This is a genomic window from Streptomyces sp. NPDC007095 (genome assembly GCF_040634475.1).
Taxonomy (GTDB): domain Bacteria; phylum Actinomycetota; class Actinomycetes; order Streptomycetales; family Streptomycetaceae; genus Streptomyces.
On record NZ_JBEYFS010000210.1, the window covers coordinates 1 to 21,094 of the forward strand.

General features: G+C 70.3%; 21 protein-coding genes and 1 pseudogene. 12 read left to right on the forward strand and 10 right to left on the reverse strand.

What is annotated here, in order from left to right; all coding sequences use genetic code 11:
* Nucleotides 1-88: 88 nt before the first annotated feature.
* The 4 genes and pseudogenes from ABZ656_RS45220 to ABZ656_RS45235 form a co-directional block, all read right to left on the reverse strand.
* Nucleotides 89-1,279, reverse strand: coding sequence for an FAD-dependent oxidoreductase (locus ABZ656_RS45220; RefSeq protein WP_360276692.1), 1,191 nt, complete (start codon nucleotides 1,277-1,279; stop codon nucleotides 89-91).
* Nucleotides 1,276-1,473 (reverse strand): ferredoxin, encoded by a 198-nt coding sequence (locus ABZ656_RS45225; protein ID WP_101408374.1) that lies wholly within the window; start codon nucleotides 1,471-1,473, stop codon nucleotides 1,276-1,278. The genes ABZ656_RS45220 and ABZ656_RS45225 overlap by 4 nt, the downstream gene beginning before the upstream one ends.
* Before the next feature lie 562 nt (nucleotides 1,474-2,035).
* Nucleotides 2,036-2,737 (reverse strand): response regulator transcription factor, encoded by a 702-nt coding sequence (locus ABZ656_RS45230; RefSeq protein WP_360276695.1) that lies wholly within the window; start codon nucleotides 2,735-2,737, stop codon nucleotides 2,036-2,038.
* A gap of 367 nt (nucleotides 2,738-3,104) precedes the next feature.
* Nucleotides 3,105-3,584 (reverse strand): annotated as a pseudogene (locus tag ABZ656_RS45235) (MarR family transcriptional regulator); the annotation flags it as partial.
* A gap of 219 nt (nucleotides 3,585-3,803) precedes the next feature.
* On the opposite strand from ABZ656_RS45235, the gene ABZ656_RS45240 reads away from it, so the two are divergent.
* From ABZ656_RS45240 to ABZ656_RS45260, 5 genes are all read left to right on the forward strand, one after another.
* Complete coding sequence (locus tag ABZ656_RS45240; protein ID WP_101406960.1) at nucleotides 3,804-4,403, forward strand: TetR/AcrR family transcriptional regulator; 600 nt, start codon at nucleotides 3,804-3,806, stop codon at nucleotides 4,401-4,403.
* A 184-nt stretch (nucleotides 4,404-4,587) separates the two neighbouring features.
* A complete protein-coding gene (locus ABZ656_RS45245) occupies nucleotides 4,588-5,802 on the forward strand; it encodes a sensor histidine kinase (RefSeq protein WP_101406961.1) in 1,215 nt (404 codons plus the stop codon).
* Complete coding sequence (locus ABZ656_RS45250) at nucleotides 5,799-6,479, forward strand: response regulator transcription factor (protein WP_101406962.1); 681 nt, start codon at nucleotides 5,799-5,801, stop codon at nucleotides 6,477-6,479. Before ABZ656_RS45245 ends, ABZ656_RS45250 begins: the two co-directional genes overlap by 4 nt.
* Nucleotides 6,480-6,637: 158 nt before the next feature.
* On the forward strand, nucleotides 6,638-7,507 hold the full coding sequence (locus tag ABZ656_RS45255) for a LysR family transcriptional regulator (RefSeq protein ID WP_360276700.1): 870 nt from the start codon (nucleotides 6,638-6,640) through the stop codon (nucleotides 7,505-7,507).
* A gap of 290 nt (nucleotides 7,508-7,797) precedes the next feature.
* A complete protein-coding gene (locus ABZ656_RS45260) occupies nucleotides 7,798-8,949 on the forward strand; it encodes an MFS transporter (RefSeq protein WP_218978451.1) in 1,152 nt (383 codons plus the stop codon).
* A 20-nt stretch (nucleotides 8,950-8,969) separates the two neighbouring features.
* Here the strand turns inward: ABZ656_RS45260 and ABZ656_RS45265 are convergent, their stop codons facing one another.
* The 3 genes from ABZ656_RS45265 to ABZ656_RS45275 all read right to left on the reverse strand — a co-directional run bounded on the left by ABZ656_RS45265 (nucleotide 8,970) and on the right by ABZ656_RS45275 (nucleotide 10,781).
* Entirely contained in the window at nucleotides 8,970-9,488 is a 519-nt protein-coding gene (locus ABZ656_RS45265; protein WP_099925902.1) for a hypothetical protein, read from the reverse strand.
* 181 nt (nucleotides 9,489-9,669) lie between these two features.
* Nucleotides 9,670-10,269: a DUF6624 domain-containing protein gene (locus ABZ656_RS45270; RefSeq protein WP_360276704.1), complete on the reverse strand. Its 600-nt coding sequence runs from the start codon at nucleotides 10,267-10,269 to the stop codon at nucleotides 9,670-9,672.
* A gap of 29 nt (nucleotides 10,270-10,298) precedes the next feature.
* A complete protein-coding gene (locus ABZ656_RS45275; protein WP_360276707.1) occupies nucleotides 10,299-10,781 on the reverse strand; it encodes an ATP-binding protein in 483 nt (160 codons plus the stop codon).
* Between the two features lie 153 nt (nucleotides 10,782-10,934).
* On the opposite strand from ABZ656_RS45275, the gene ABZ656_RS45280 reads away from it, so the two are divergent.
* A complete protein-coding gene (locus ABZ656_RS45280; RefSeq protein ID WP_360276710.1) occupies nucleotides 10,935-11,747 on the forward strand; it encodes an SDR family oxidoreductase in 813 nt (270 codons plus the stop codon).
* Nucleotides 11,748-11,851: 104 nt separating this feature from the next.
* Here the strand turns inward: ABZ656_RS45280 and ABZ656_RS45285 are convergent, their stop codons facing one another.
* On the reverse strand, nucleotides 11,852-13,264 hold the full coding sequence (locus ABZ656_RS45285) for a hypothetical protein (protein WP_360276713.1): 1,413 nt from the start codon (nucleotides 13,262-13,264) through the stop codon (nucleotides 11,852-11,854).
* Between the two features lie 250 nt (nucleotides 13,265-13,514).
* Here ABZ656_RS45285 and ABZ656_RS45290 point away from each other — a divergent pair, with 250 nt between their 5' ends.
* The 4 genes from ABZ656_RS45290 (at nucleotide 13,515) to ABZ656_RS45305 (ending at nucleotide 16,238) form a co-directional block, all read left to right on the forward strand.
* Nucleotides 13,515-14,381, forward strand: a complete 867-nt coding sequence (locus ABZ656_RS45290) for a helix-turn-helix transcriptional regulator (RefSeq protein WP_360276716.1) — start codon at nucleotides 13,515-13,517, stop codon at nucleotides 14,379-14,381.
* A 3-nt stretch (nucleotides 14,382-14,384) separates the two neighbouring features.
* A complete protein-coding gene (locus tag ABZ656_RS45295; protein ID WP_101406967.1) occupies nucleotides 14,385-14,630 on the forward strand; it encodes a DUF397 domain-containing protein in 246 nt (81 codons plus the stop codon).
* 255 nt (nucleotides 14,631-14,885) lie between these two features.
* Nucleotides 14,886-15,398, forward strand: coding sequence for a hypothetical protein (locus ABZ656_RS45300; RefSeq protein WP_101406968.1), 513 nt, complete (start codon nucleotides 14,886-14,888; stop codon nucleotides 15,396-15,398).
* A gap of 30 nt (nucleotides 15,399-15,428) precedes the next feature.
* Nucleotides 15,429-16,238, forward strand: a complete 810-nt coding sequence (locus ABZ656_RS45305; RefSeq protein ID WP_360276721.1) for an SAM-dependent methyltransferase — start codon at nucleotides 15,429-15,431, stop codon at nucleotides 16,236-16,238.
* Here the strand turns inward: ABZ656_RS45305 and ABZ656_RS45310 are convergent, their stop codons facing one another.
* Together ABZ656_RS45310 and ABZ656_RS45315 are read right to left on the reverse strand one after the other, a co-directional pair.
* Nucleotides 16,239-17,636 (reverse strand): FAD-binding oxidoreductase, encoded by a 1,398-nt coding sequence (locus ABZ656_RS45310; protein ID WP_101406970.1) that lies wholly within the window; start codon nucleotides 17,634-17,636, stop codon nucleotides 16,239-16,241.
* Nucleotides 17,637-17,811: 175 nt separating this feature from the next.
* Nucleotides 17,812-18,327, reverse strand: coding sequence for a pep a2 (locus ABZ656_RS45315; RefSeq protein WP_168488092.1), 516 nt, complete (start codon nucleotides 18,325-18,327; stop codon nucleotides 17,812-17,814).
* Between the two features lie 304 nt (nucleotides 18,328-18,631).
* On the opposite strand from ABZ656_RS45315, the gene ABZ656_RS45320 reads away from it, so the two are divergent.
* Nucleotides 18,632-18,943: a DUF5133 domain-containing protein gene (locus ABZ656_RS45320; protein WP_101406972.1), complete on the forward strand. Its 312-nt coding sequence runs from the start codon at nucleotides 18,632-18,634 to the stop codon at nucleotides 18,941-18,943.
* A 77-nt stretch (nucleotides 18,944-19,020) separates the two neighbouring features.
* The gene (locus ABZ656_RS45325; RefSeq protein WP_101406973.1) at nucleotides 19,021-21,024 is read left to right on the forward strand and encodes an alpha-1,4-glucan--maltose-1-phosphate maltosyltransferase; all 2,004 of its coding nucleotides are present in this window, start codon (nucleotides 19,021-19,023) and stop codon (nucleotides 21,022-21,024) included.
* Nucleotides 21,025-21,094: the final 70 nt, after the last annotated feature.

A 21,094-nucleotide genomic window follows, 5' to 3' on the forward strand; every position in this document is an offset into this window, starting at 1 on the left:
GAGGGCCTGTGCCCGGCACGCCGAGAGCACGCACCTGACGCCGCAGGGCCCGCCCTCCGGGCGGACGACGGGAATTTGACGACAGGACCTAGGACGCGGCGGAGGGCGGCGGTGCCACATCGACGGCCTCGTGCCATGACGCGCCGGTCGCCACGGCCTGGCGCCAGCCGCGGATCGCCTTGGGCGGCATGCCGATCGCCAGGACCCCCACCAGACGGTCACCGGCACGGTAGGCGACCACGAACCGATGTGCGTCCAACTCGCCCTCGACCACGGCAACTTCGTCGTGCCCACGCAGATGCCCGAACGCCTGCACCTTCATGTCGTACTGGTCCGACCAGAAGTACGGCACCGGCGCGAACGGCTTGCGCGCGTCCGGGTGGAGCAGATTGCGGGCGGCGGCCACGCCCTGCTCGGCGGCGTTGGTCCGGTGCTCGATCCGCATCGACATACCGAACAGCGGATTGTGCCAGCGGGCCACGTCCCCGGCACCGTACACAGCCGGCGCGGCGGCACTGTACTCGTCGCAGACGAGCCCGTCGGTCACCTTCAGACCGCTGCCCTCCAGCCACTCGGTGTTCGGCAGCGAACCGATCGCCACCAACACCTCGTCGGCCGCGACCAGTTCCCCGTCCGTGAGCCGTACGCCGGTGTCGGACACGTCGGCCACACCGACCCCGGTGCGCAGGTCCACACCGTGGTCCAGATGAGCCCCCGACAGGACCCGTCCCACCTGCTCACCGACCGCGTGGGCCAGCGGAACCGGCGCCGGCTCGAGGAGCGTGACCTCCGTTCCCAGCCCCCGCGCCACCGCGGCGGCCTCCGCGCCGAGGAACCCCGCACCGACGACCACGAGTCGCCGCCCGGGCCCCAGCCGGTCCCTGAGGGCCAGCGCGTCGTCCAGGGTGCGCAGCACATGCGCGTCACCCTCGCCGGGCAGCCTGCGCGGCCGTACGCCGGTCGCCACGATCAGGCCGTCGTACGGCAGCCGCGTCCCGTCGGCCAGCAGCACCGCGCGCCCGGCGAGGTCGAGGCCGCAAGCGGCGCGCCCCAGACGCAGGTCGAGGTCGAGGGCGTCGAGATCGGCACGGGCGCGCAGCGGCAGCCGCTCCGGGCTCCACTCGCCGGAGAGGATCTGCTTGGACAGCGGCGGACGGTCGTAGGGCAGATGGGCCTCCTCACCGACGAGGGTGAGCGTGCCGTCGTACCCCTCCCGGCGCAGCGTCTCGGCCGCCGCGAGCCCGGCGGCCGAGGCGCCGACGACCAGGATCCGCCTCACTTCTCGACCAGCCGGATCGCCGCGGCGGGACAGATCGCGACGGCCTCGCGCACGCCGTCGAGCAGCTCAGCGCCGGGCGCCTCCTCCAGCAGGATCGCGACGCCGTCGTCCTCCCGCTGGTCGAACACCTCGGGAGAGGCCATCACACACTGCCCCGACGCGACGCACTTCGGTTCGTCCAGTTCTATACGCATGATCTTTTCCTTTCGGTCGTACAGGTCGGCACAGGTCGGTGCACGGCCGCAGTCCCAGCCCCAGTCCCAGGGGAAGAACTCGTGCTCGCCGTACGGCACTCCGACCGTTCTTCGCGAAACGAACCGGCAACCGTCCGCCGCGGCCGCGTGTGCGTGGGAGGGTCCTTGGCGGCGATGCCCCTCGGGGCGATCTTCGCAATCCGCTCCCGGTGTTCGGTCACATGCGGGAAACCGCCCAAGGGGTCGCCGCCGACGACGCGGGGGCCGGCGGCAGGACGCGCCGGTCGGCGCGGCGGGCGATGAGCCAAGGTGCGCTCTCGTCCCATATGTGAACCTTTGCGATCGGCTTCGCGTCACGCGACTCCACCGGCGCCGGGGTCGGCGCGAAGTGACGCCCGCCAGGGTCTCAGCCATGTCACTCCTCGGTGGGGGGCTCCGCCGGAACGGAGAACGAAGCACGGCGGAAAGGCCAGTACGCATATGCAACCGGACCGGTCTGACACGCTCCGGCCGGTTTCCTGACCGCAAGCTGACGTGACGCAGATCACCGCCCCGGGCGGGGTCAGTGGCCGAGCCAGTACCCGAAGCCCCTGCGGGTGTGGATCAGCACGGGGCCTTCCCGGTCCACCTTGTGCCGCAGACGGGAGACGAGCTTCTCGATCGCGTTGTCGGCACGGCTCTCGCCCCACACATGACGGCAGATCTGCTCCTTGGACAGCACACGCTCGGCGTTGACCAGCAGATGCCGCAGCAGCCGGTACTCGGCGGGGGTGAGGCCGATCTCCCGTCGACCGCGCCACGCCTGACAGGTGTCGTCGTCCAGGACCAGGTCTCCGTAGGACGGCCCCTCCTGTTCGGGACTGCGGTCGCGCAGCAGCACCTCGGCCCGTGCGAGGACCTCGGCGATCCGGAACGGCTTGGTGACGTAGTCCTCCCGGCCCGCACCGAGTTCGGGGACGAGTCGGCCCAGGGTCTGATACGCGGTCAGGAAGAGCACCGGTGGGCGATCGGCGGGCGTGAAGCGGCTCCCGCGGGAGAGTCCCTGCAGATCGGGCAGAGTCACATCGAGGACGACCAGGTCGAAGCGGTGCTCGACAAGGCGCACCATGGCCTCGGCGCCGGTGCTCACCGTGCTGACCCGGTAGCCCGCCAACTCCATGGTCGTCGAGAGCAGTTCGGTGGTCTCGGCGTCCTCGACGACGACCAGGACGCGTTGTCCGTCACCGCGCGCCGGCGACCGCTTCTCACTCATGTTTCCGTCCATGGAACGACCATTCGTGCAGAGCTGGAGCATCACGACTTCAGACTTCACGACCTCACACGGTCGACCTCCCCGGACGGCGCTTCGAGACGTCCGAAGGACGGCCGCAGACACACCGGCCGGGTTGTGCGGACGGGCGGCCGAGCGCTCACCACATAGACGCCGCGCTCACCCAGGGGCTGGAGTTGACGGAGGCTCCCCCGATGGGCAGCCACGCCCCACACCCTCAAAAGGCCATGCCTCCGCACAATCAGTCCGACCGCGCCGCCCCGTCGCCCCCTGGTACCCCATCCCGAACCTCGACCGCACCACACCGAACTCCGGCCACACCGGCCCAGGGCTCGGCCACGCCGGCCCGCCCCTCGCTCTCCTCACCCTCGGTGGCATGCGCGAGGAAGTCGTCCACCATCCCGCGGAACAGTGCCGCAAGGCGCTGCAGCTCCGCCGGCGTCCACTCCGCCAACGCCATCTGCATGCCCCGCGAGCTCGTCACACGGATCCGGTCGATCGCGTCCCGGCCGGCCGGGGTCAGCTCGATGCGCTTGGCCCGCCGGTCGTCCGGGTCCGGCGCGCGGCTCACATAGCCCGCCTTCCGCAGCTGCTGCACCTGCCGGGTGATGTGGGACGCCTCCACCTCCAACCGGGCCGCCAGCTCACCGGGACGCATGGGACCGGAATCGGCCATCTGCCGCAGCAGCGCCACCGCGGCACGGTCCAACCGCAGTCCTGACATGGCCATCAGGCGATCGTGCTGCCGGGCCCGGCTGTTCAGACAAGAGATGCGATTGAGAGCTCGCTCGATCCCGATCACGTCGGACGAGGCGGGCGCTTGTGGCACTGGTGCAGGCATACACCCAAGGTAGCACTACTTGCCTGACTCAAGTAAGTTCCAATTCGCTCGCTCGTCTCAAGTAATCCACCGACGACGAGTGGGACCCGGACGAGCGGCGGGCCGCTGCCGAAGCGGGCGCCGGAGGTGCGTGTCCGGCGTTCGTGACCGGAGCCCCCTGCGCGGACCGGGTTGATCCCGTCCGGGTAGCAAGCGCTCACACAGCGCTACGATGCGCTGGTGGATCAGGGAAAGGCACGCGGACCGTACGCGAAGACACCGGCCCGGCGAGCGGAGATCGTACGCGCGGCGCGCGACAGCTTCGCCGAACGCGGATATGCCCGGGCCTCACTCCGCGACATCGCCGAGCGGGCCGGCATCACCCACGCCGGTCTCCTGCACCACTTCCGCAGCAAGGACGACCTGCTCGCCGAGGTGCTCGCCCAGCGCGACACCGAGGAGTGGGAGGAGGGCGTGGCCGAGGTCGACAGCCTCGAAGCGCTCGCGCCTTATCTCGGCACTCTGCTGGTGCGCCACCAGAAGACCCCCGAGCTGATGCGTCTGTGGCTGGAGCTGGCGGCGACCGCCTCGCGGCCGGACCACCCCGCGCACGGCTACTTCGTCGAGCGGTACGAGCGCAGCCGCACCCATGTCACACGGCGCCTGAGCGAGCTGCAGGCGCAGGGGAAGCTGCGGGAGGGCCTCGGTCCGGACAGTGCGGCGACCCTCTTCCAGGCGGTACTCAACGGCCTGCAGGCCCAGTGGCTGCTCAACCAGCGTCTCGACATCATCGAACCGCTCAACCGTTTTCTCGACCTCATCCTGGTGAACGACGACTAGGGGGCCGGTCCGGCCGAGGTCTGTCCAGCCGATCATCGTCATGCTCAGGGACGACATACCGGTCGCCCGGTACTGCGTTCTCAGTAGCCGGGATTGTCGGCCGACACATGACGACGGGACGCCCATGCTCAGGGAGGCTGAAAAGGTTCACCATGGTCACAGCACCCGACAGGAAACCCTCCCGATGAACACCGGCTGGCAGAAGTTCGCCAAGGACCACCCCCGCGTCCTGGATGTGGCGGTCGTCGTGCTGCTGTTCGCCGCGGCCGCTCTCGGCACCACCTGGACCAGCGAGGAACCCACCGGCCGGCACCTCGCCCCGTGGCCCGGCATTCTCCTGGGCGTTATCGGTGCCCTGGCCCTGATGTGGCACCGCAGGTACCCGCTCACGGTGGTAGCGGTGACAGCGGCCGCCGCCAACGCCGCCAACGCCCTGGGCTATCTGATCACTCCCTTGCTGCTGGCACCGCTCATGGCCGCGCTGTACTGGCTGGCCGTCCACACCGACCGCAGGACCGCGCGCATCGGCCTGGCCGGCACCGCCGCGCTGCTGGTCACCACCGCGCTGCTCGTCGACTCCTATCACCATCCGCTGTCCCTCGTCCTCGCGACGGTCGGCCCCGTCTTCTGGGTGCTGGTGCCCATCGCCTGGGGCACCAGCACCCGGCTGCGGGCCGACTACCTGGAGGCCGTGCACGCCCGCGCGGAGATCGCCGAGCGCACCCGTGAGGAGGAGGCGCGGCACCGGGTGGCCGAGGAGCGCATGCGCATCGCCCGTGAGCTGCACGACGTCGTCGCCCACCACCTCGCGCTGGCCAACGCGCAGGCCGGGACGGCCGCCCATCTCCAGCGCACCCATCCCCAGCAGGTGCAGAACATCCTCGACGACCTCGCCGGCACCACCGCATCGGCGCTGCGCGAACTCAAGGCCACCGTCGGACTGCTGCGCCAGACCAACGACCCCGACGCGCCGCTGGAACCCTCCCCGGGCCTGGACCGGCTCTCGGAACTCACGGCCGCGTTCGCGACCGCCGGGCTCAAGGTCGACGTCACCACCGAGGGCGAGGCACGCCCGCTGTCACCGGGAGTGGACCTGACCGCGTTCCGCATCATTCAGGAGGCGCTCACCAACGTCACCAAACACGCGGCCTCGGACACCGCACACGTGCGGCTCGTCTACTCCCACCACCGGCTGACCATCACGGTCACCGACGAGGGAGCGAACCCGGTGACCGCCGCTCCGGCCCCTGGCCACGGTTTCGGTCTCATCGGCATGCGTGAGCGCGCCCTGTCCGTGGGCGGCCGGCTCAAGGCCGATCACCGGGCCGAGGGCGGCTTCGAGGTCTCCACGGATCTACCGCTGTACACCCCCTCCCCGGAAGAGGACCGCACCCCATGACCATCAGCGTGCTGCTCGCCGACGACCAGGCCCTGCTCCGGGCGACCTTCCGCATCCTGATCGACTCCTGCCCCGACCTCGAAGTCGTCGACGAAGCCACCAACGGCAAGGAAGCCGTCGACCTCGCCCGCATCCACCAACCCGACATCGTCCTCATGGACATCCGCATGCCCCACACCGACGGCCTGACCGCCACCGCGGCCATCTGCGCCGACCCCGACCTCGACACCACCCGCGTCCTCATCCTCACCACCTTCGAAATCGACGAATACGTCGCCCAGGCCCTCCGCGCCGGAGCCAGCGGCTTCCTCGGCAAAGACGTCGGCGCCGACGCCCTCCTCGACGCCATCCGCACCGTCGCCGCCGGCGACACCCTGCTCTCCCCTCAGGCCACCCGCACTCTCATCACCCGCTTCCTCACCACCCCCACCCCCGGCACCCCCCTCGCGCCCCCCGAAGCCCTCACCACCCTCACCGCCCGCGAACGCGAAGTCATGGCCCTCGCCGCCGAAGGCCACTCCAACAACCAAATCGCCGACCAACTCACCGTCAGTCCCCTCACCGTCCGCACCCACATCCACCGCGCCATGACCAAACTCGGCGCCCGCGACCGCGCCCAACTCGTCGTCATCGCCTACCAAACCGGCCTCGTCACCCCCACACCCCCCAGCCCCTGACGCCACAGCAGGCCGGGAGACCGACCCGCTGCCTCGTCACCCCCACGCCCCCAGCCCCTGACGCCACAGCAGGCCGGGAGACCGACCCGCCCCGTTCTGTGATAACCCAGGAGGACCACCATCTCAGCGAGAGATGGACCGGGACATCGGGAGAGGACATGGATCTGCGGCAGATGGAGGTCGTCGTAGCGGTGGCCGAGGAGGGCGGGTTCACCGCCGCGGCGCAGCGGCTGCACGTGGTGCAGTCCGCCGTGTCGAGCACCGTGCGCGCACTGGAGCGCGAGCTCGGGACCCCGCTGTTCGACCGCACCACGCACCGGGTGTCGCTGACCTCGGCGGGCGAGGCCTTCGTACCGGCCGCGCGGGCGACGTTGCGGGCCGCCGAACAGGCGCGGTCGGCGGTCGACGCCGCGCGGGGGCAGCTGCGGGGACGGGTGACGGTCGGCACGATGCAGGGGGTGTGGGCCGACCTGCACCGCCCACTGGCCGCGCTGCGTGCGGAGCATCCGGGAGTGGTGGTGCGGCTGCGGCAGGGGGCCGTGACCGACATCCGCCAGGCGTTGCGCGAGGGCACGGTGGATCTGGCGGTGGTCGCCCTCGACCGTCAGCAGCAGCGCGGTCTGGTGACCCGGCTGCTTGCCCGGGAGGAGATGGTGCTGGTGTCCGCGCCGGGCCGGGTCCTGGGCGGGGCCGGGCCCGACGGGAAAGTCACTCTCGCCGAAGCGGCCCGGCTGCCGCTGGTGGACTTCACGCCCGGCTGGGCGATCCGCCTCGCCGTCGACCGGGCGTTCCGTGCGGCCGCCGTCGAGCGCGAGACGACCTTCGAGGTGAACGACATCGTCGCGGCGTCCGAACTGGTCCGCGCCGACCTGGGTGTGTGCGTCATGCCGATCTCGATCGCCGGCCGCTTCCCCGACCTGGACAAGCACCGCTTCGACCGGCACGCGCCGAGCTGGAAGGTCATGGTGGTCCAGCCGCGCGGCGAGGTGCCCCCGGCGGTGGCGGCCCTGCTGCGGTACATGGCCTGACGGTCGTACATGGGAGGCGACGGAGGGACGGGGTGGCTCATCCCTCAGCTCAATCCCTCAGCTCATCTCGTTCGGAGATGACTGACATTCGAAATCATCGCCATGACAGGGGAAGCACGGAGGCACCGCGGACGCTGAGGAAACCGTGCGAGCGGCAACGAGGCCGCTCGACCACCACCCAGCGCTTCCCGAACCGCTCCACCGGTTCCCTTCCCGAGAAGGTGCCCGTGTCCAAGTCCCCCGTCCTCAAGTCACCGGGCCAGACCGCCACCGCGCAGGCGGCGCACGGCGTGCCGGGCTGGCTGGTCGCCCTCTTCGCCGTCGCCTCCGGCATGACGGTCGCCAACCTGTACTACGCCCAGCCCCTGCTGTCCTCGCTGCGCGACGTGTTCCACGTCGGCACGGCGGCCGCCGGCGGACTCATCACCCTCACCCAGGTCGGCTATGTCCTGGGCATGCTCTTCCTCGTCCCGCTCGGCGACCGGCTGGAGAAGCGCCGCCTGATCAGCGTGCTCCTGACGGTCACCACGCTCGCCCTGGTCGCCGCGGGTCTCGCCACCGACTTCCCCATGCTGCTGATCGCCTCCCTGATCAGCGGAGGCACCTCGGTCGTCGCCCAGATACTGATCCCCTTCGCGGCGAGCCTCGCCCCCGACCACGCCCGTGGCCGGATCGTCGGACGGGTGATGAGCGGCCTGCTCACCGGCATCCTGCTCTCCCGCACCCTCAGCAGCCTGGTCTCCGACGTGGCCGGCTGGCGGGTGGTGTACCTCGGCTCCGCCGTCCTGATGGCCCTGCTGGCGCTGGCCCTGCGCGCGGCCCTGCCGCAGCACGCGCCGACCACGACCATGCCGTACGCCCATGTCCTGCGCTCCACGCTCCAACTGGTGCGCCGTCACCCCATGTTGCTGCGCCGGGGCCTCTACCAGGCGGCGATGTTCGGTGCGTTCAGCGCGTTCTGGACCACCGTGTCGTACGTCCTGACGGGCCCCCACTTCCACTACTCCCCCATCGGCGTCGGCCTCTTCGCGCTCGTCGGCGCGGCCGGTGCTGCCGTCGCCCCGTTCGCCGGTCACTGGGCCGACCGCGGGCTCGTCCGTCCCATGACCGGGATCGCCTTCGCCGTAGCGGCCCTGGCCTTCGCTCTGGCGGGCTTCGGACAGTCCCACATCACCCTGGTCGCCCTGGCCGCCGTGCTGATCGACACGGCCGTGCAGACCACCCTGATCCTCGGCCAGCACACCATCTACCAGCTCGACCCGAACGCCCGCGCCCGCCTCAACAGCGCGTTCATCGCGATCTTCTTCGTCGGCGGCGCGCTCGGCTCCCAGCTGGGCTCGATCGCCTACCACGCGGCCGGCTGGACCGCGGTCACCGTCCTGGGCGCCGCCCTGCCGGTGCTGGGCCTGCTCCACTGGACGACGGAACGCCGTACGGCCTGATCAGTGACCCGGGGAGCGGGTCACGATCCCGCTTCCCCCCGCAGGAAGTTGCTCACCTGACAGGCGAGGCTGTCCCTCGCCGAGTCGGACCGGGCGGCGGCGTCGACCGAACCCTCGTAGAGGTCGATGCCGCCGACCCACAGGTACCGGTCGGTCCACTCGTCGTCGACCTTCAGCTGGATCTGGATGTCCACCCGGGGCAGGGAGGCGTCCGGGCCCGCGGCGAAGAGGACCGCGGTGGCCCGGCGCAGAGGGTAGACGTCGTAGCCCTCGATGAACTGGGAGTTGCGCCAGTCCAGGAAGGCGCTCTCGCCGTCGGGGCCGACACGGATGTCCATCTGGCCGTCCTCGAGATGGATGCCGAAGTGCTCGCCACCACGGTTCTCGACAGTCACCCGGCACCGGAAGTAGGTGAGCCCTTCGGCGGCGTCGTCGCGTCCGCGCGGTGGCTCCGCCCGCTCCACCCCGTGGACGCGGACGCGCAGGCCGGCGTGCTCGTCGTACTCCTGCCAGTCCCCGACCACGTTCGGTTCGTGCACGGTCCACCTCTCCACCTCAGAGAGCTGTTTCCTATCTGTGCCCTCAACTGGGTGTCAAATGGGCGGAACGCACCGTGGCCAGCGTTTTTGCCCTCCTTGATCGGCGATCAAGCCGTGCCCAGCCAGAACCCGTGTCCCCGCCGTTGCGGGGACATTTCCGTGCGTGCTGCACATCACGTTCTCAGGCGCCGCGGCGCAGCGTCCGCATCTGCTCGTCGAGGGGGCCGAGGCCCACATCGCGGCGCCGCTCCTCGAGTGTCTCGGGCCGCCGGATCGGATACGGGCGGAAGGTCGCAGGGTCGACCCGGGTGCCGTAGAACTGGGGCTGGCCCAGTTCTACCGCGCAGTGATCGGCGATGTAGGCGTGGTGAGGGCCGGGGCAGCGCCCGTCCGCGGTGGCCTGGGCGATCAGGTCGCGGCAGCGGAGCTGGAAGTCGAGGTCCGGAGCGTGCAGCAGGATCATCAGGGCGGCGGTCGAGGCGGGCGCGCCGACCAGGTCCGCGGCCGGCCAGCCGTGTCGGCGGACGATCGTCCCGAGGGCGTCGGCGTTGGTCCTGCGGCATTCGGCGAGGCCGCGCCGGACCTGTGGGGTGGGGTTCGTCCGCGCCTGCCGCATCAGGTGCCGCTCCTCGTCGGCCCGGCGCGAGAGTTCCCGGGCGAGCGCGGCGGCGAGTGCCGGGAGGATCCGCGCGGACGCCGGACCCGGCTCCCCCGGTACTCCGTCCGGCTCCGACTTCGCACCGTCCGACTCCGGCCCTGCGCCGTCCGGCTCCGTCGGCATGCCGACCGTGAGATGCCTCGGTAATCGCTTCATGGCATGCCCCGGAGCGCCAGTGTGAACCACACCTTCTTGCCCGTGGTGCCGGGGTCGGGCGGTGCGATGCCCCAGTCGTCGGTCAGTGCGGCCACGATGGCCAGTCCGCGTCCCGACTCCTCGGCGCCGCCCGTGTCACGCGGTCGCGGCAGGGCGGACGAACGGTCGGCGACCGTCACGCGCAGCTCGTGCCCGATGTGTTCGAGGGTGACGGTGATCGTGTCGCGGGGGCCGGGACTGCCGTGTCTGACCGCGTTGGCGAACAACTCGTCCGTCGCGAGGACAGCGTTCTCGAGGCACTCGGAGGGCAGACGCAGAGAGGTGAGGTGCTCGGCGAGCATGTCCCGCACTCCGGCCGCGCGCGAGGGTTGGGCGGGGACCGTGGTCCGCACCAGGCTGGGGTGCGTCCTGGGCGGCACGACGGCGTCGTGCCGCGGTGAGTGCGACGGCCCGCGGCTATGAGCCCTGGATGCCGTCATCGGTCCTCCTTCGTTGCAGCGCGGGTGGGGGATGTGCTCGATGGCTGCCCGTGCAGCCAACAGGGCACGGCCCCGCGCCGACCAGGGGGTATCGGGGTTGTCCGGTTGCAGGCACGTAGTGGCATGGGATGTATGTTCGATCAGGTGAGGAACGTGAGCGGGAGCCGGCCGCCGGTGCGCCAAGGCGATCCCACGGGGTGGTCGGGGGTACGCGGTAAGCGCGTCCTGGTCACCGGTGGAACGCGGGGTCTCGGCGAGCAGATCGTGCGGCTGCTCGCCGCCGAAGGGGCCCGGGTGGCGACCTGCGCGCGCGGCGCGGGCGACCTGGCGGCGCTGACGGCATCGCTGGACTCCCCGCTGTTCACCCAGGCGCTCGACGTCACCGAACCGGAGCGCCTGGAGGAGTTTGTCGCGGCCATGGCGAATCGTTTCGGCGGGCTCGACGGGGTGGTGGCCTGTGCGGGCGGTTCTCGCGGCGGCCGCTTCGAGGAGACGGACGCCGAGGACTGGGCGGCGACCTGGGAAGTGAACGTCGGCCATGCCGCACGCCTGGTCCGGGCCGCGGTGCCGCATCTGCGGGCTGCCGGGGGCGGATCGGTCGTGGTGATCTCGTCGATCTCCGGCTGGAAGCCCGGGCCGCCCGTCCAGTACGGGGTGGCGAAGTCCGCCCAGATCCAGTTGGCCGCCTCGCTCGCCCGTGAACTGGGCCCGGACGGAATCCGGGTGAACGCCGTCTCCCCCGGGTCGATGCTCATCCCGGGCAGGCGCTGGGAGCGGATGCGCCGGGAGGACCCCGCGGCGTACGCGGGATTCGTGGCGACGGAGCTTCCGAGCGGAGCGCCGGTCACTCCGCAGGAGGTCGCCCAGGTGGTGGCGTTTCTGCTGTCCGACTGGTCGAGCGGTATCTCCGGAGCCCACCTCCCCGTAGACCGCGCCCAGAACGCGCCCTCGCCGGACGGCTACTGAGCAGACCGTTCCTGCCTCAGAGACCCTTCGCGTCTCAGGGACCGCTCCCTTCTCAGGGACCGCTCCCGCTAAGTCACCCACCGCGCCGACCGCCGCGCTCCCCGTCATGCGACCGCCCCCAGCACCGCACGGGACCTGCGCTCGAACTCCTGCACCATCGGCTCGTGGCGGCGTGACTCCAGACGGGTGCGGAAGTCGCGCAGGGCCTGGATCGACCGTTCGCTGTGCACGGTACTGAGAGCGTCGAGCGCATCGGTGGCCGTACCGACGGCCTCGTCGAGCCGGTCCTGCTGGAGATGCGCGGTCGCGAGCACCGAACGGCTGATGGCCTGGCGTCTGCGCCGGTCACCGCCCGCGCTCAGCGACTCGCTCGCCGTACGTTCGGCCTGGACGGCGAGCCCCAGGTCACGGAAGCACAGGGCGGCCTCGGCCTGGAGATAGTGGTGGTCGAGGTAGCGCACCCAGACGGACTCCTGGTCGGGGCCCCGGCTCAAGTCCAGTTGCCCTTCCGCCAGGCGCAGCGCCTCCGAGGCCTCGCACGAGTGTCCCTGGGCGGCATGCCCGCGTGCCGCCATGGCGTACAGGCGCATCAGTCCGAGCGGGCTGCCCGCCCCCTTCGCGGTGGCGACTCCGGCCCGGGCCAGCGCCACCCCCTCGTCGGGGCGGCCGAGGTTGGTGGCCAGATGGGAGAGCCCGGCCAGGATCTGGCCGCCCAGCACCCGGTCGCGCCCCTCGGCACACAGGCGCAGTCCCTGGGTCATGTACCGCTGCGCGAGCCCGTACTCTCCCGCGTCGTACGAGCTCCAGCCGGCCATCGCGGCGAGGCGCGCGGCAGCGGCGTACAACTGCCGTTGCAGCTGCGGCGGGGTGCCGCGGCGCTGGAGCATGGGCACGACCTCGGTGGAGAGGTAGTGCACGATGCTGGTGCGCACCCCGCCACCGCCGTAGTGGTTGTCCATCTGGTCGAACATGGCGATCATCGCGTGCACCTGCTCGACGGGTCCGCCGCTCGCCACCACCGTCGGGCGGAAGCCCTCCTGTTGCTCCAACAGCCACAGAAGCCATTCGCGTTGGGGGTTCGTCAGCGCGGCGGCGACGAAGGGCACCGAGCCGAGGAGGCTGCGACGGGAGATGTCGGTGGAGCCCAGTTCGGCCAGGGTGTGAAGGGTTTCCGCCACGTCTTCGCCATAGACCAGGGCCCGGCCCGCGACCGGGCGCCGCTGATCGGAGTGGAAGCCGAGGTCCGCGGGCGACACGGGGCGGCCGAGCCGCCCGGAGAGCACGGTGGCGATCAACTCCGGTGTGGTGCCCCGTGGTTGCTGGCCCTGGAGCCAGCGGGTGACCGACGCCTTGTCGTAGTTGGAGTCCGCACCTTGGCGACGGCCCAGTTCGTTGACCCTGAGGGCGAGGGAGGCGTATGAGCAACCGGCTTCCTTGAGGGCGGCCGCCAGCGCCGAGTTGGCCCCGCCGGGGCCCTTGCCTGCGCTCCTTGATTGTCCGTCGGTCACGGTGGCCACCCAGGTCTCGCATCACGGTCCGTACGGCCGCGTCCGTATCTGCTGGTACATCAATTCCCTTACGGCACAGCACAGTTGAACGCATGTCGCCAGGGACTGTGCGACAGGTCACTCAATCACTATGGTCGCCGACAGGCTCAACACGCAACCGGCGTTCTGATAATTTCAGAACGATCCGCATCGCCCTGTCTCTGTCAACGACCGCGTGGCACACTGCACGCTGTGATACAGCCGTACCGGGAGGTAGGACGTGAGTGACAACCGCTCGGGCGGCAGCGCACCCACGGTCCTGCGGATGGTTCTCGGAAAGCGGCTGAGGCAGCTGAGGGAACAGGCGGGAGTGTCGTTCGAGGAGGCGGCACGGGCGATCGAGGTCACTCCACTGACGGTCCGCCGGATCGAGAAGGCCGAGGTCGGCCTCCGGATCCCCTATGTGAAGGAGTTGCTGCGCACCTACGGGGTGCCGGCGTCGGAGATCGACGACTTCCTCGCGCTGGCCCGGGAGGCCAACCAGCCGGGCTGGTGGTACAAGTACCGCGACGTGCTGCCCGAGTGGTTCAGCGCCTACGTGAGCCTGGAGAGCGAAGCCAGCGTCATCCGTCTCTACGAACCCCACTACGTTCCGGGCCTGTTGCAGACGAACGACTACGCCACCGCGCTCATGCGCGTGGGCTTCCCCAACGAGTCGAAGGAGGACGTCGCCCGCCGCGTCGCCCTGCGGACCAGGCGGCAGGACCTGCTCGCCAAGCCGGACGCGCCCGCCATCTGGGCCATCCTCGACGAGACGGTGCTGCGCCGCCCGGTGGGCGGGGCCGAGGTGATGCGGGCCCAGATCGACCGGCTGCAGGAGGCCCTGGACATGCCGAAGGTCCGGATCCAGGTCATGCGCTTCGGGGTGGGGGCACACCCCGGCGCCTTCGGCCCGTTCCACCACTTCCGCTTCGGCTTCTCGGAACTGCCCGACGTCATCTACACGGAAAGCCTCGCCGGCGCCGTCTACGTCGACCGGCCCGGCGACGTCGTCACCTATCTCGAAGTACTGGACCGGATGTCCGTGCAGGCGGAACCGGTCGCTCGGACCAGGGCCATCCTGGCTGAATTGCGTAAGGAGTTGTGATCCATGGGATTCAAGGGCCCCATCTACAGCGGTATGCCGGCCGTCGACCTGGGCACCGAGGGCTGGGAGAAGCCCTGGAGCGGTACGAACGGCGGGAGTTGTGTCGAGGCCAAGCGGCTGCCCGACGGCAGTGTGGCCTTCCGCCAGTCCACGGACCCGGACGGGCCCGCGCTGGTCTACACCCGGGACGAGATGATCTCGTTCCTCGAAGGCGCGAAGTCCGGCCAGGCCGACTTCCTCGTCGCCTGAGGCGCGGGACCGCCTGAGGCCGGGAGAGCCGTCCACCCCTCGGGCCACCACCGCAGCCGCACCACCACTACGCGCGCACAACCGCAGCCGCACCACCACTACGCGCGCACCACCGCAGCCGCACCACCACTACGCGCGCACAACCGGACAACCCGCACGCCCACTCCCGCCGTGCGGGTTGTCCCTCCACACTGAGGGAATCGGTCGTCCCGGAGGGAGCGGTATGCGCACCGGTCCTTGTCGCGAGGTGCGGGGATGATCCTCGACCAGGCCCTCGACCAGGCCCTCGCCCGGTGCCGGACCCTGGTCGTCGACGGTCCTGACGGAATCGGCAGAAGCGCCCTGCTCGGCGAGCTGGCCCGGCACGGATTCCTGGTCCGGCTCTGCCGCGGGCCCCTCCATCACGTGGATCCCACCCAGCCGTACCGCGAACTCCTCGCCGCACCGGGCAGGTTGGCCGTCGACGGCAGTCTCGTCCACGAGCTGGTCTACGGACCGCTGCGCCGTGGACGCTCCCGGGTGACCTGGATCCAGGCCCTCGACTTCGCCGAAGCGGTGGCGGAACGCGACGGGGCCCTCATCCACATGACCGGCGAGACGGACGACACGGAGGCGGTCGACGCGTACGAGCGGGCGCTGCGCACCCTCGCCCAGCACGTCCCCGTCGTGACCCTGGACGCCAAGGACCTCGGCCACCCCATCCGCGGCCCCGCCTGCCCGGATCATCAACTCGGGCTGCGTGAGAGGCAGTTGACGGTAGGTTGTTGACAGACCGCGTGACGGAGGCAGGAGACATCCATGGCAGACGGCCGGCTCAACCCCGACCAAGAGGCGTTGTCCAAGATCGACACCACGGTGCCGCACTCGGCCCGCATCTGGAACTACTGGATGGGTGGGAAGGACAACTACGAGGTCGACCGGATCGCGGGCGACGCCTACCGCGAGGTCGCGCCGAACATCGAGACGATGGCCCGGGCCTCCCGCGAATACCTGATCCGGACCGTGACCTTCGTCGCCGGTGAGCTCGGCATCCGCCAGTTCCTGGACATCGGCACCGGCCTGCCCTCGTACGACAACACCCACCAGGTCGCCCAGCGTGTGGCGCCCGAGTCGCGCATCGTCTACGTGGACAACGACCCCCTGGTGCTGCGCCACGCCCAGGCGCTGCTGACCAGCACCCCCGAGGGTGTCACCAACTACATCGACGCGGATCTGCACGAGCCCGAGAAGATCGTCGAGGCCGCGAGCCGGATCCTGGACTTCGGCCAGCCCGTCGCCCTGATGCTCATGGGCATCCTCGGTCATATCCAGGACTACGAGGAGGCCAAGTCGATCGTCCGCACCCTCCAGGCCGCCCTGCCCTCCGGCAGCTATTTCGTGCACTACGACAGCACCGACACCGACGCCGCGCTCAAGCAGGCCCAGCAGGGTTACGACGACACGGGCGCCGTCCCGTACGTGCTGCGCAGCCCGGAGCAGATCACCGCGTACTACGAGGGCCTGGAGCTGATCGAACCCGGCATCGTCTCCTGCCCGCTGTGGCGTCCCGGGCCCGGCACCGCACCGGAGCCCACGGACGTGCACGGCGGGGTCGCCCTCAAGCCGTGATCAGGTGCGCTGCGCCGGCTGGATGTTCTGGTTGAGGCGGAACAGGTTGTCCGGGTCGCGGTCGGCCTTGATACGGGCCAGGCGGGCGTAGTTGTCGCGGTAGCTGGTCCGTACGCGCTCCTGCCCCTCGTCCATCATCATGTTCACGTAGGCCCCGCCGGCGGAGTACGGGTGCAGCGCGTCGGAGTAGTCGACGCTCCACCGCTTGACGCGCTCGGCGCCGGCCGGGTCGGAGTCCACGCCCGCGTACACGGTCGCCCAGTGTGCGTTCCGGTAGCTCCAGGCGGTGTCCGCCGGCGCGATGTCGTGGACGGCGCCGTCGATCGGGTACAGGTGCATCGTCGATTTCCAGGTCGGCGGTGCCGCACCGTACCCGATGTGCGACGCGACCGCCTCGTCGGGGATCTCGTCGACGAAGTCCGCGCGCCAGTACCACTGGTCGCCGGGCGGGTAGATCCCGTCGAACGCGGACTGGAGCGCGGGGAAGGGCATCGGCGCCGCTCCGTGCAGCAGAGGCTCGGGCACGGCGTCGAGAAGGGGTGCCATCTCCGCGGCCGCCGCCTCGGTGTCGTCCCCGATGCGGCACCAGACGACCCCGCAGACCTTGCGCAGATGGATCTCCTCGGGGAACGGCGGGCCGGGCGGGACGGAGCCGAACATGAAGAAGCCGTTCAGTTCGCGAGGGGCGCTCGGAAGGAAGTCGCGGTAGACGGTGAGGACTTCGGCGCCGAGTTCGGCGGGCCAGAAGGTGGGGCCGGCGACTACGGTGCTCACCTCGTGGAGCCGGAACAGGAACGAGGTGACGACTCCGAAGTTGCCGCCGCCCCCGCGGATCGCCCAGTACAGGTCGGTGTTCTCCGTGTCGCTCGCGCGCACGTGCTCGCCGCTCGCCAGGACGAGGTCGGCCGCCAGGAGATTGTCGACCGTCAGTCCGTACTTGCGGGTGAGATGCCCGATGCCGCCGCCCAGGGTGAGGCCGGCGACGCCCGTCGTGGAGATGATGCCGGCCGGTGTGGCCAGGCCGTGCTCGTGGGTGGCACGGTCCACCTCGGCCCACACACAGCCGCCCCCGACCCGTACCGTACGGGTCCCCGGATCGACCTCGATGTCCTTGAGCGGTGAGAGGTCGAGGACCACACCGTCGTCGCATACCCCCAGGCCCGCGCCATGATGGCCGCCACCCCGCACGGCGAGCGGGAGGCCGTGGTCGCGGGCGAAGCCGATGACGCCGGAGACGTCCTCGTCGCTGGTGCACCTCGCCACCAGGGCGGGCCGCCGGTCGATCATCGCGTTGTAGACAGCACGTGCCTCGTCGTACTCGGATTCGCCGGGTCCGATCAACTGCCCCTTGAATCCGGTCAGTTCCTGACGCGCTGCCGCTGCCGTCGTGATGGACATACCCCTCCCCCTGCCTGGGGGCCGACTTCAGGGCACCCGTGTCCGGGGCCTTGCCTCCAGTCTCCCTCCGATGGATCCGATGCGCCTGTTCTGCTCCGGTTCCCACGGCTGCCTGGATCACCGCTTCGGCGTACGGCCGCTGGGGCGGGTGATCCCCGCCCCTCGGTCGCCGTGATCACGTCACGGCGATCACAGCCTCCGTGTCGTGACGGGACGCCGCGAGCGCCGGTTCCGGCAGCGCCACCTGACGCGGCGTCCGGCGCGCCTCCCGCAGACTGGGCATGGGCGCGGTCGGGACCAGCGGAGCGTGCTCGGCGGCGCGGGCCCGCCAGGAGAACCAGATGATCTTTCCGCCGGCGCCGGTGGCGCAGCAGCCCCAGCCGTCACTGAGGGCGGCGATCTGCGCCAGACAGCCCTGGGGTTCGTTGTGCGGGCGGAGATCCTGGTCGTTGTCGGAGACCGCGGTGATGAGGTGGGAACCGTTCCACCACATCTCGATGGTGGTGTTCTTGTCCGTCGCGTGCCGGTCGATCGTGTGCAGCAGCGCTTCCGCACAGTGGCAGACGGAATCGACGAGCGTATCCAGGTTCCAGTACCGGAGGTGGGCCCCCAATATGCGCTTGACCTGGCCAACCCGCTCCGGGCTGACCTCCACGTCGAGGTGGTAGTAGCAGGGCACTGCAGGTTTCATCTTCGTTGGCTCCTCACGGCGAAGCTCTCGCCTCTCCTCGCCCTTCTCGGACCGAGCCCCGATCACGAAGCGTGAGCACTGATCGCTTTTGAGTCAGTCCCAGAGTGCGAGTGCTACTCCGTTCGTGCAACACGAGAGCCCGACCCCACGTGGTTGAAGAGCCAACAAGACGCTGAGTGCCCGTACAGGCACCATGAGTGAGGGCACCGCCCTCCGTAGTGGGTCGGTGCCCTTCCGTGCACGGCCGTCCGGCATCAGCCGGGTGTCCCGTGCGCAGTCGAGAGAGTGGAAAGGTGACCGGCGCATGCTGCTGCCTGCCAAAGCCGAGGTCGCCAGGCGTCTGGAGCAATACCGGGCCTGGGAACGCCTGCTGCTCATGGCCCCCGCCGACCACACGGTGCGGGGCAACTTCGAGAACACGGGGTACACCCTGTGCGTGCTGATGGGGAAACGCTGCGCGCGGGAGGCGGTGGTCGCCGCCGAGCACTATCTGCGGGGCGAGACACCGGCTTCCGCGCGGTCATCGAAGACGGTGGCGCACGGCGCGCGGGGCTCTCAGCTCTCCCAGGGGCCTCAGGGTCGGGGAGTGGGTCGAGCGGTCGGCAGGCGTCCCTGAGACGGACCGTGGTGTCGGGAATTTTCGGTGCAGCTCTGAACCGAGGGGGCAGGGCGCGAGGACGGCGGAGGCGAATCATGGAGGCACATCCGGCCCATGGCCGTGACCCGATCGGCCGTATCCCGATCGTGGACGTCCAGCCGGTCGTCGAGTGCGGCCGGCGCCCCGCGAAGGCGGTCGTCGGGGAGACCTTCGAGGTCACCGCCACCGTCTTCGGCGAGGGCCGGGATGTGCTCGGCGCCGAAGTCGTCCTGTGCGACCAGAGCGGCCGGCCCGGCCCGCGGGCCCCGATGCGTGAACGCGCCCCGGGCACCGACCGCTGGGGCGGCGAGGTCACACCGGAATCCGTGGGCCACTGGACCTATCTGGTGGAGGCCTGGAGCGATCCCGTGGCCGCCTGGCGCCACACCGCCGGAATCAAGGTACCGGCCGGGATCGACGCCGGGCTGGTCCTGGAGGAGGGCGCCGCGCTGTACGAGCGGGCCGCGGACGCGGTACCGGACCCGGCCGGCCAAGCGGTCGTACGTGCCGCGGCGCGGGCCCTGCGCGACGACTCCCGGCGGCCGACGGCCCGTCTCACCGCCGCCCTGGCCCCGGAAGTGACCGGCGTTCTCACCGCACACCCCCTGCGCGAACGGCTCTCCCGCTCGCTGCCGATGCCCCTGCTCGTGGAACGGAAGCGGGCGTTGTACGGCGCCTGGTACGAGTTCTTCCCGCGCTCGGAGAGCGGACAGCTGGACCCGTCGGTCCACGGCACGTTCCGCAGCGCCGCCGAACGCCTGCCCGCCATCGCCGGGATGGGCTTCGACGTGGTGTACCTGCCGCCGATCCATCCCATCGGCACCACCTTCCGCAAGGGCCCCAACAACAGCCTGTCGGCGAGCCGTCGGGATGTCGGCGTGCCCTGGGCGATCGGTTCTCCCGAGGGAGGCCACGACGCGATCCACCCGGATCTCGGCACGATCGACGACTTCGACGCGTTCGTGCGCCGCGCCACGGAACTGCGGCTCGAGGTCGCGCTCGACTTCGCACTGCAGTGCTCGCCGGATCATCCGTGGGTGGAGAAGCATCCCGAGTGGTTCCACCACCGGGCGGACGGGTCGATCGCGTACGCGGAGAACCCGCCGAAGAAGTACCAGGACATCTATCCGATCGCCTTCGACCGGGACATGCCGGGGCTGGTCCAGGAGACGCTGCGGGTGCTGCGCCACTGGATGGACCACGGCGTGCGGATCTTCCGCGTCGACAACCCGCACACCAAGCCGGTCGTCTTCTGGGAGCGGGTCATCGCGGACATCAACCGCACCGACCCCGACGTGATCTTCCTGGCCGAGGCGTTCACCCGGCCCGCGATCATGCACACGCTCGCGGCGGTCGGCTTCCAGCAGTCGTACACGTACTTCACCTGGCGCAACACCAAGCAGGAGCTGACCGACTACCTCACCGAACTGTCGGGCGGGACGGCCGCCTTCATGCGGCCCAATTTCTTCGTGAACACCCCCGACATCCTGCCCGGCCATCTCCAGCGGGGCGGTCGGCCGGCCTTCGAAGTGCGAGCCGTGCTCGCCGCCACCCTCTCGCCTTCGTGGGGGGTCTACGCCGGGTACGAGCTGTGCGAGAACGCTCCGGTCGGGCCCGCCAGCGAGGAGTACCGGAACTCCGAGAAGTACGAGCTGCGTCCACGTGACTGGGAGTCGGCCGCGCGCGAGGGCAGCACCATCGCACCGCTGATCACGGAGCTGAACCGGATCAGACGGCGCCACAAGTCTCTGCACGCTCTACGGAACCTGCATTTCCACCAGACGGACAACGAGACCCTGATCGCCTACAGCAAGCGCTCGGACGACGACACGGTCGTGGTGGTGGCCAACCTCGACCCCCGCCACACCCAGGAGGCGACGGTCTCGTTGGACATGCCGCGACTCGGCCTGGACTGGCACGAGTCCGTCCCCGTGCACGACGAACTCACCGGCGAGACCTACAACTGGGGCAGGGTCAACTTCGTGCGACTGGGGCCGGGCGGTGCGCATGTGCTCGCCGTCGACACCTCACCGCGGATCGGAGGGTCACCCACCACATGATCGTCAACGAGCCCGTCCCGGACACTTTCGAGGACACCCCGGCCAGGGACCGCGACCCCGACTGGTTCAA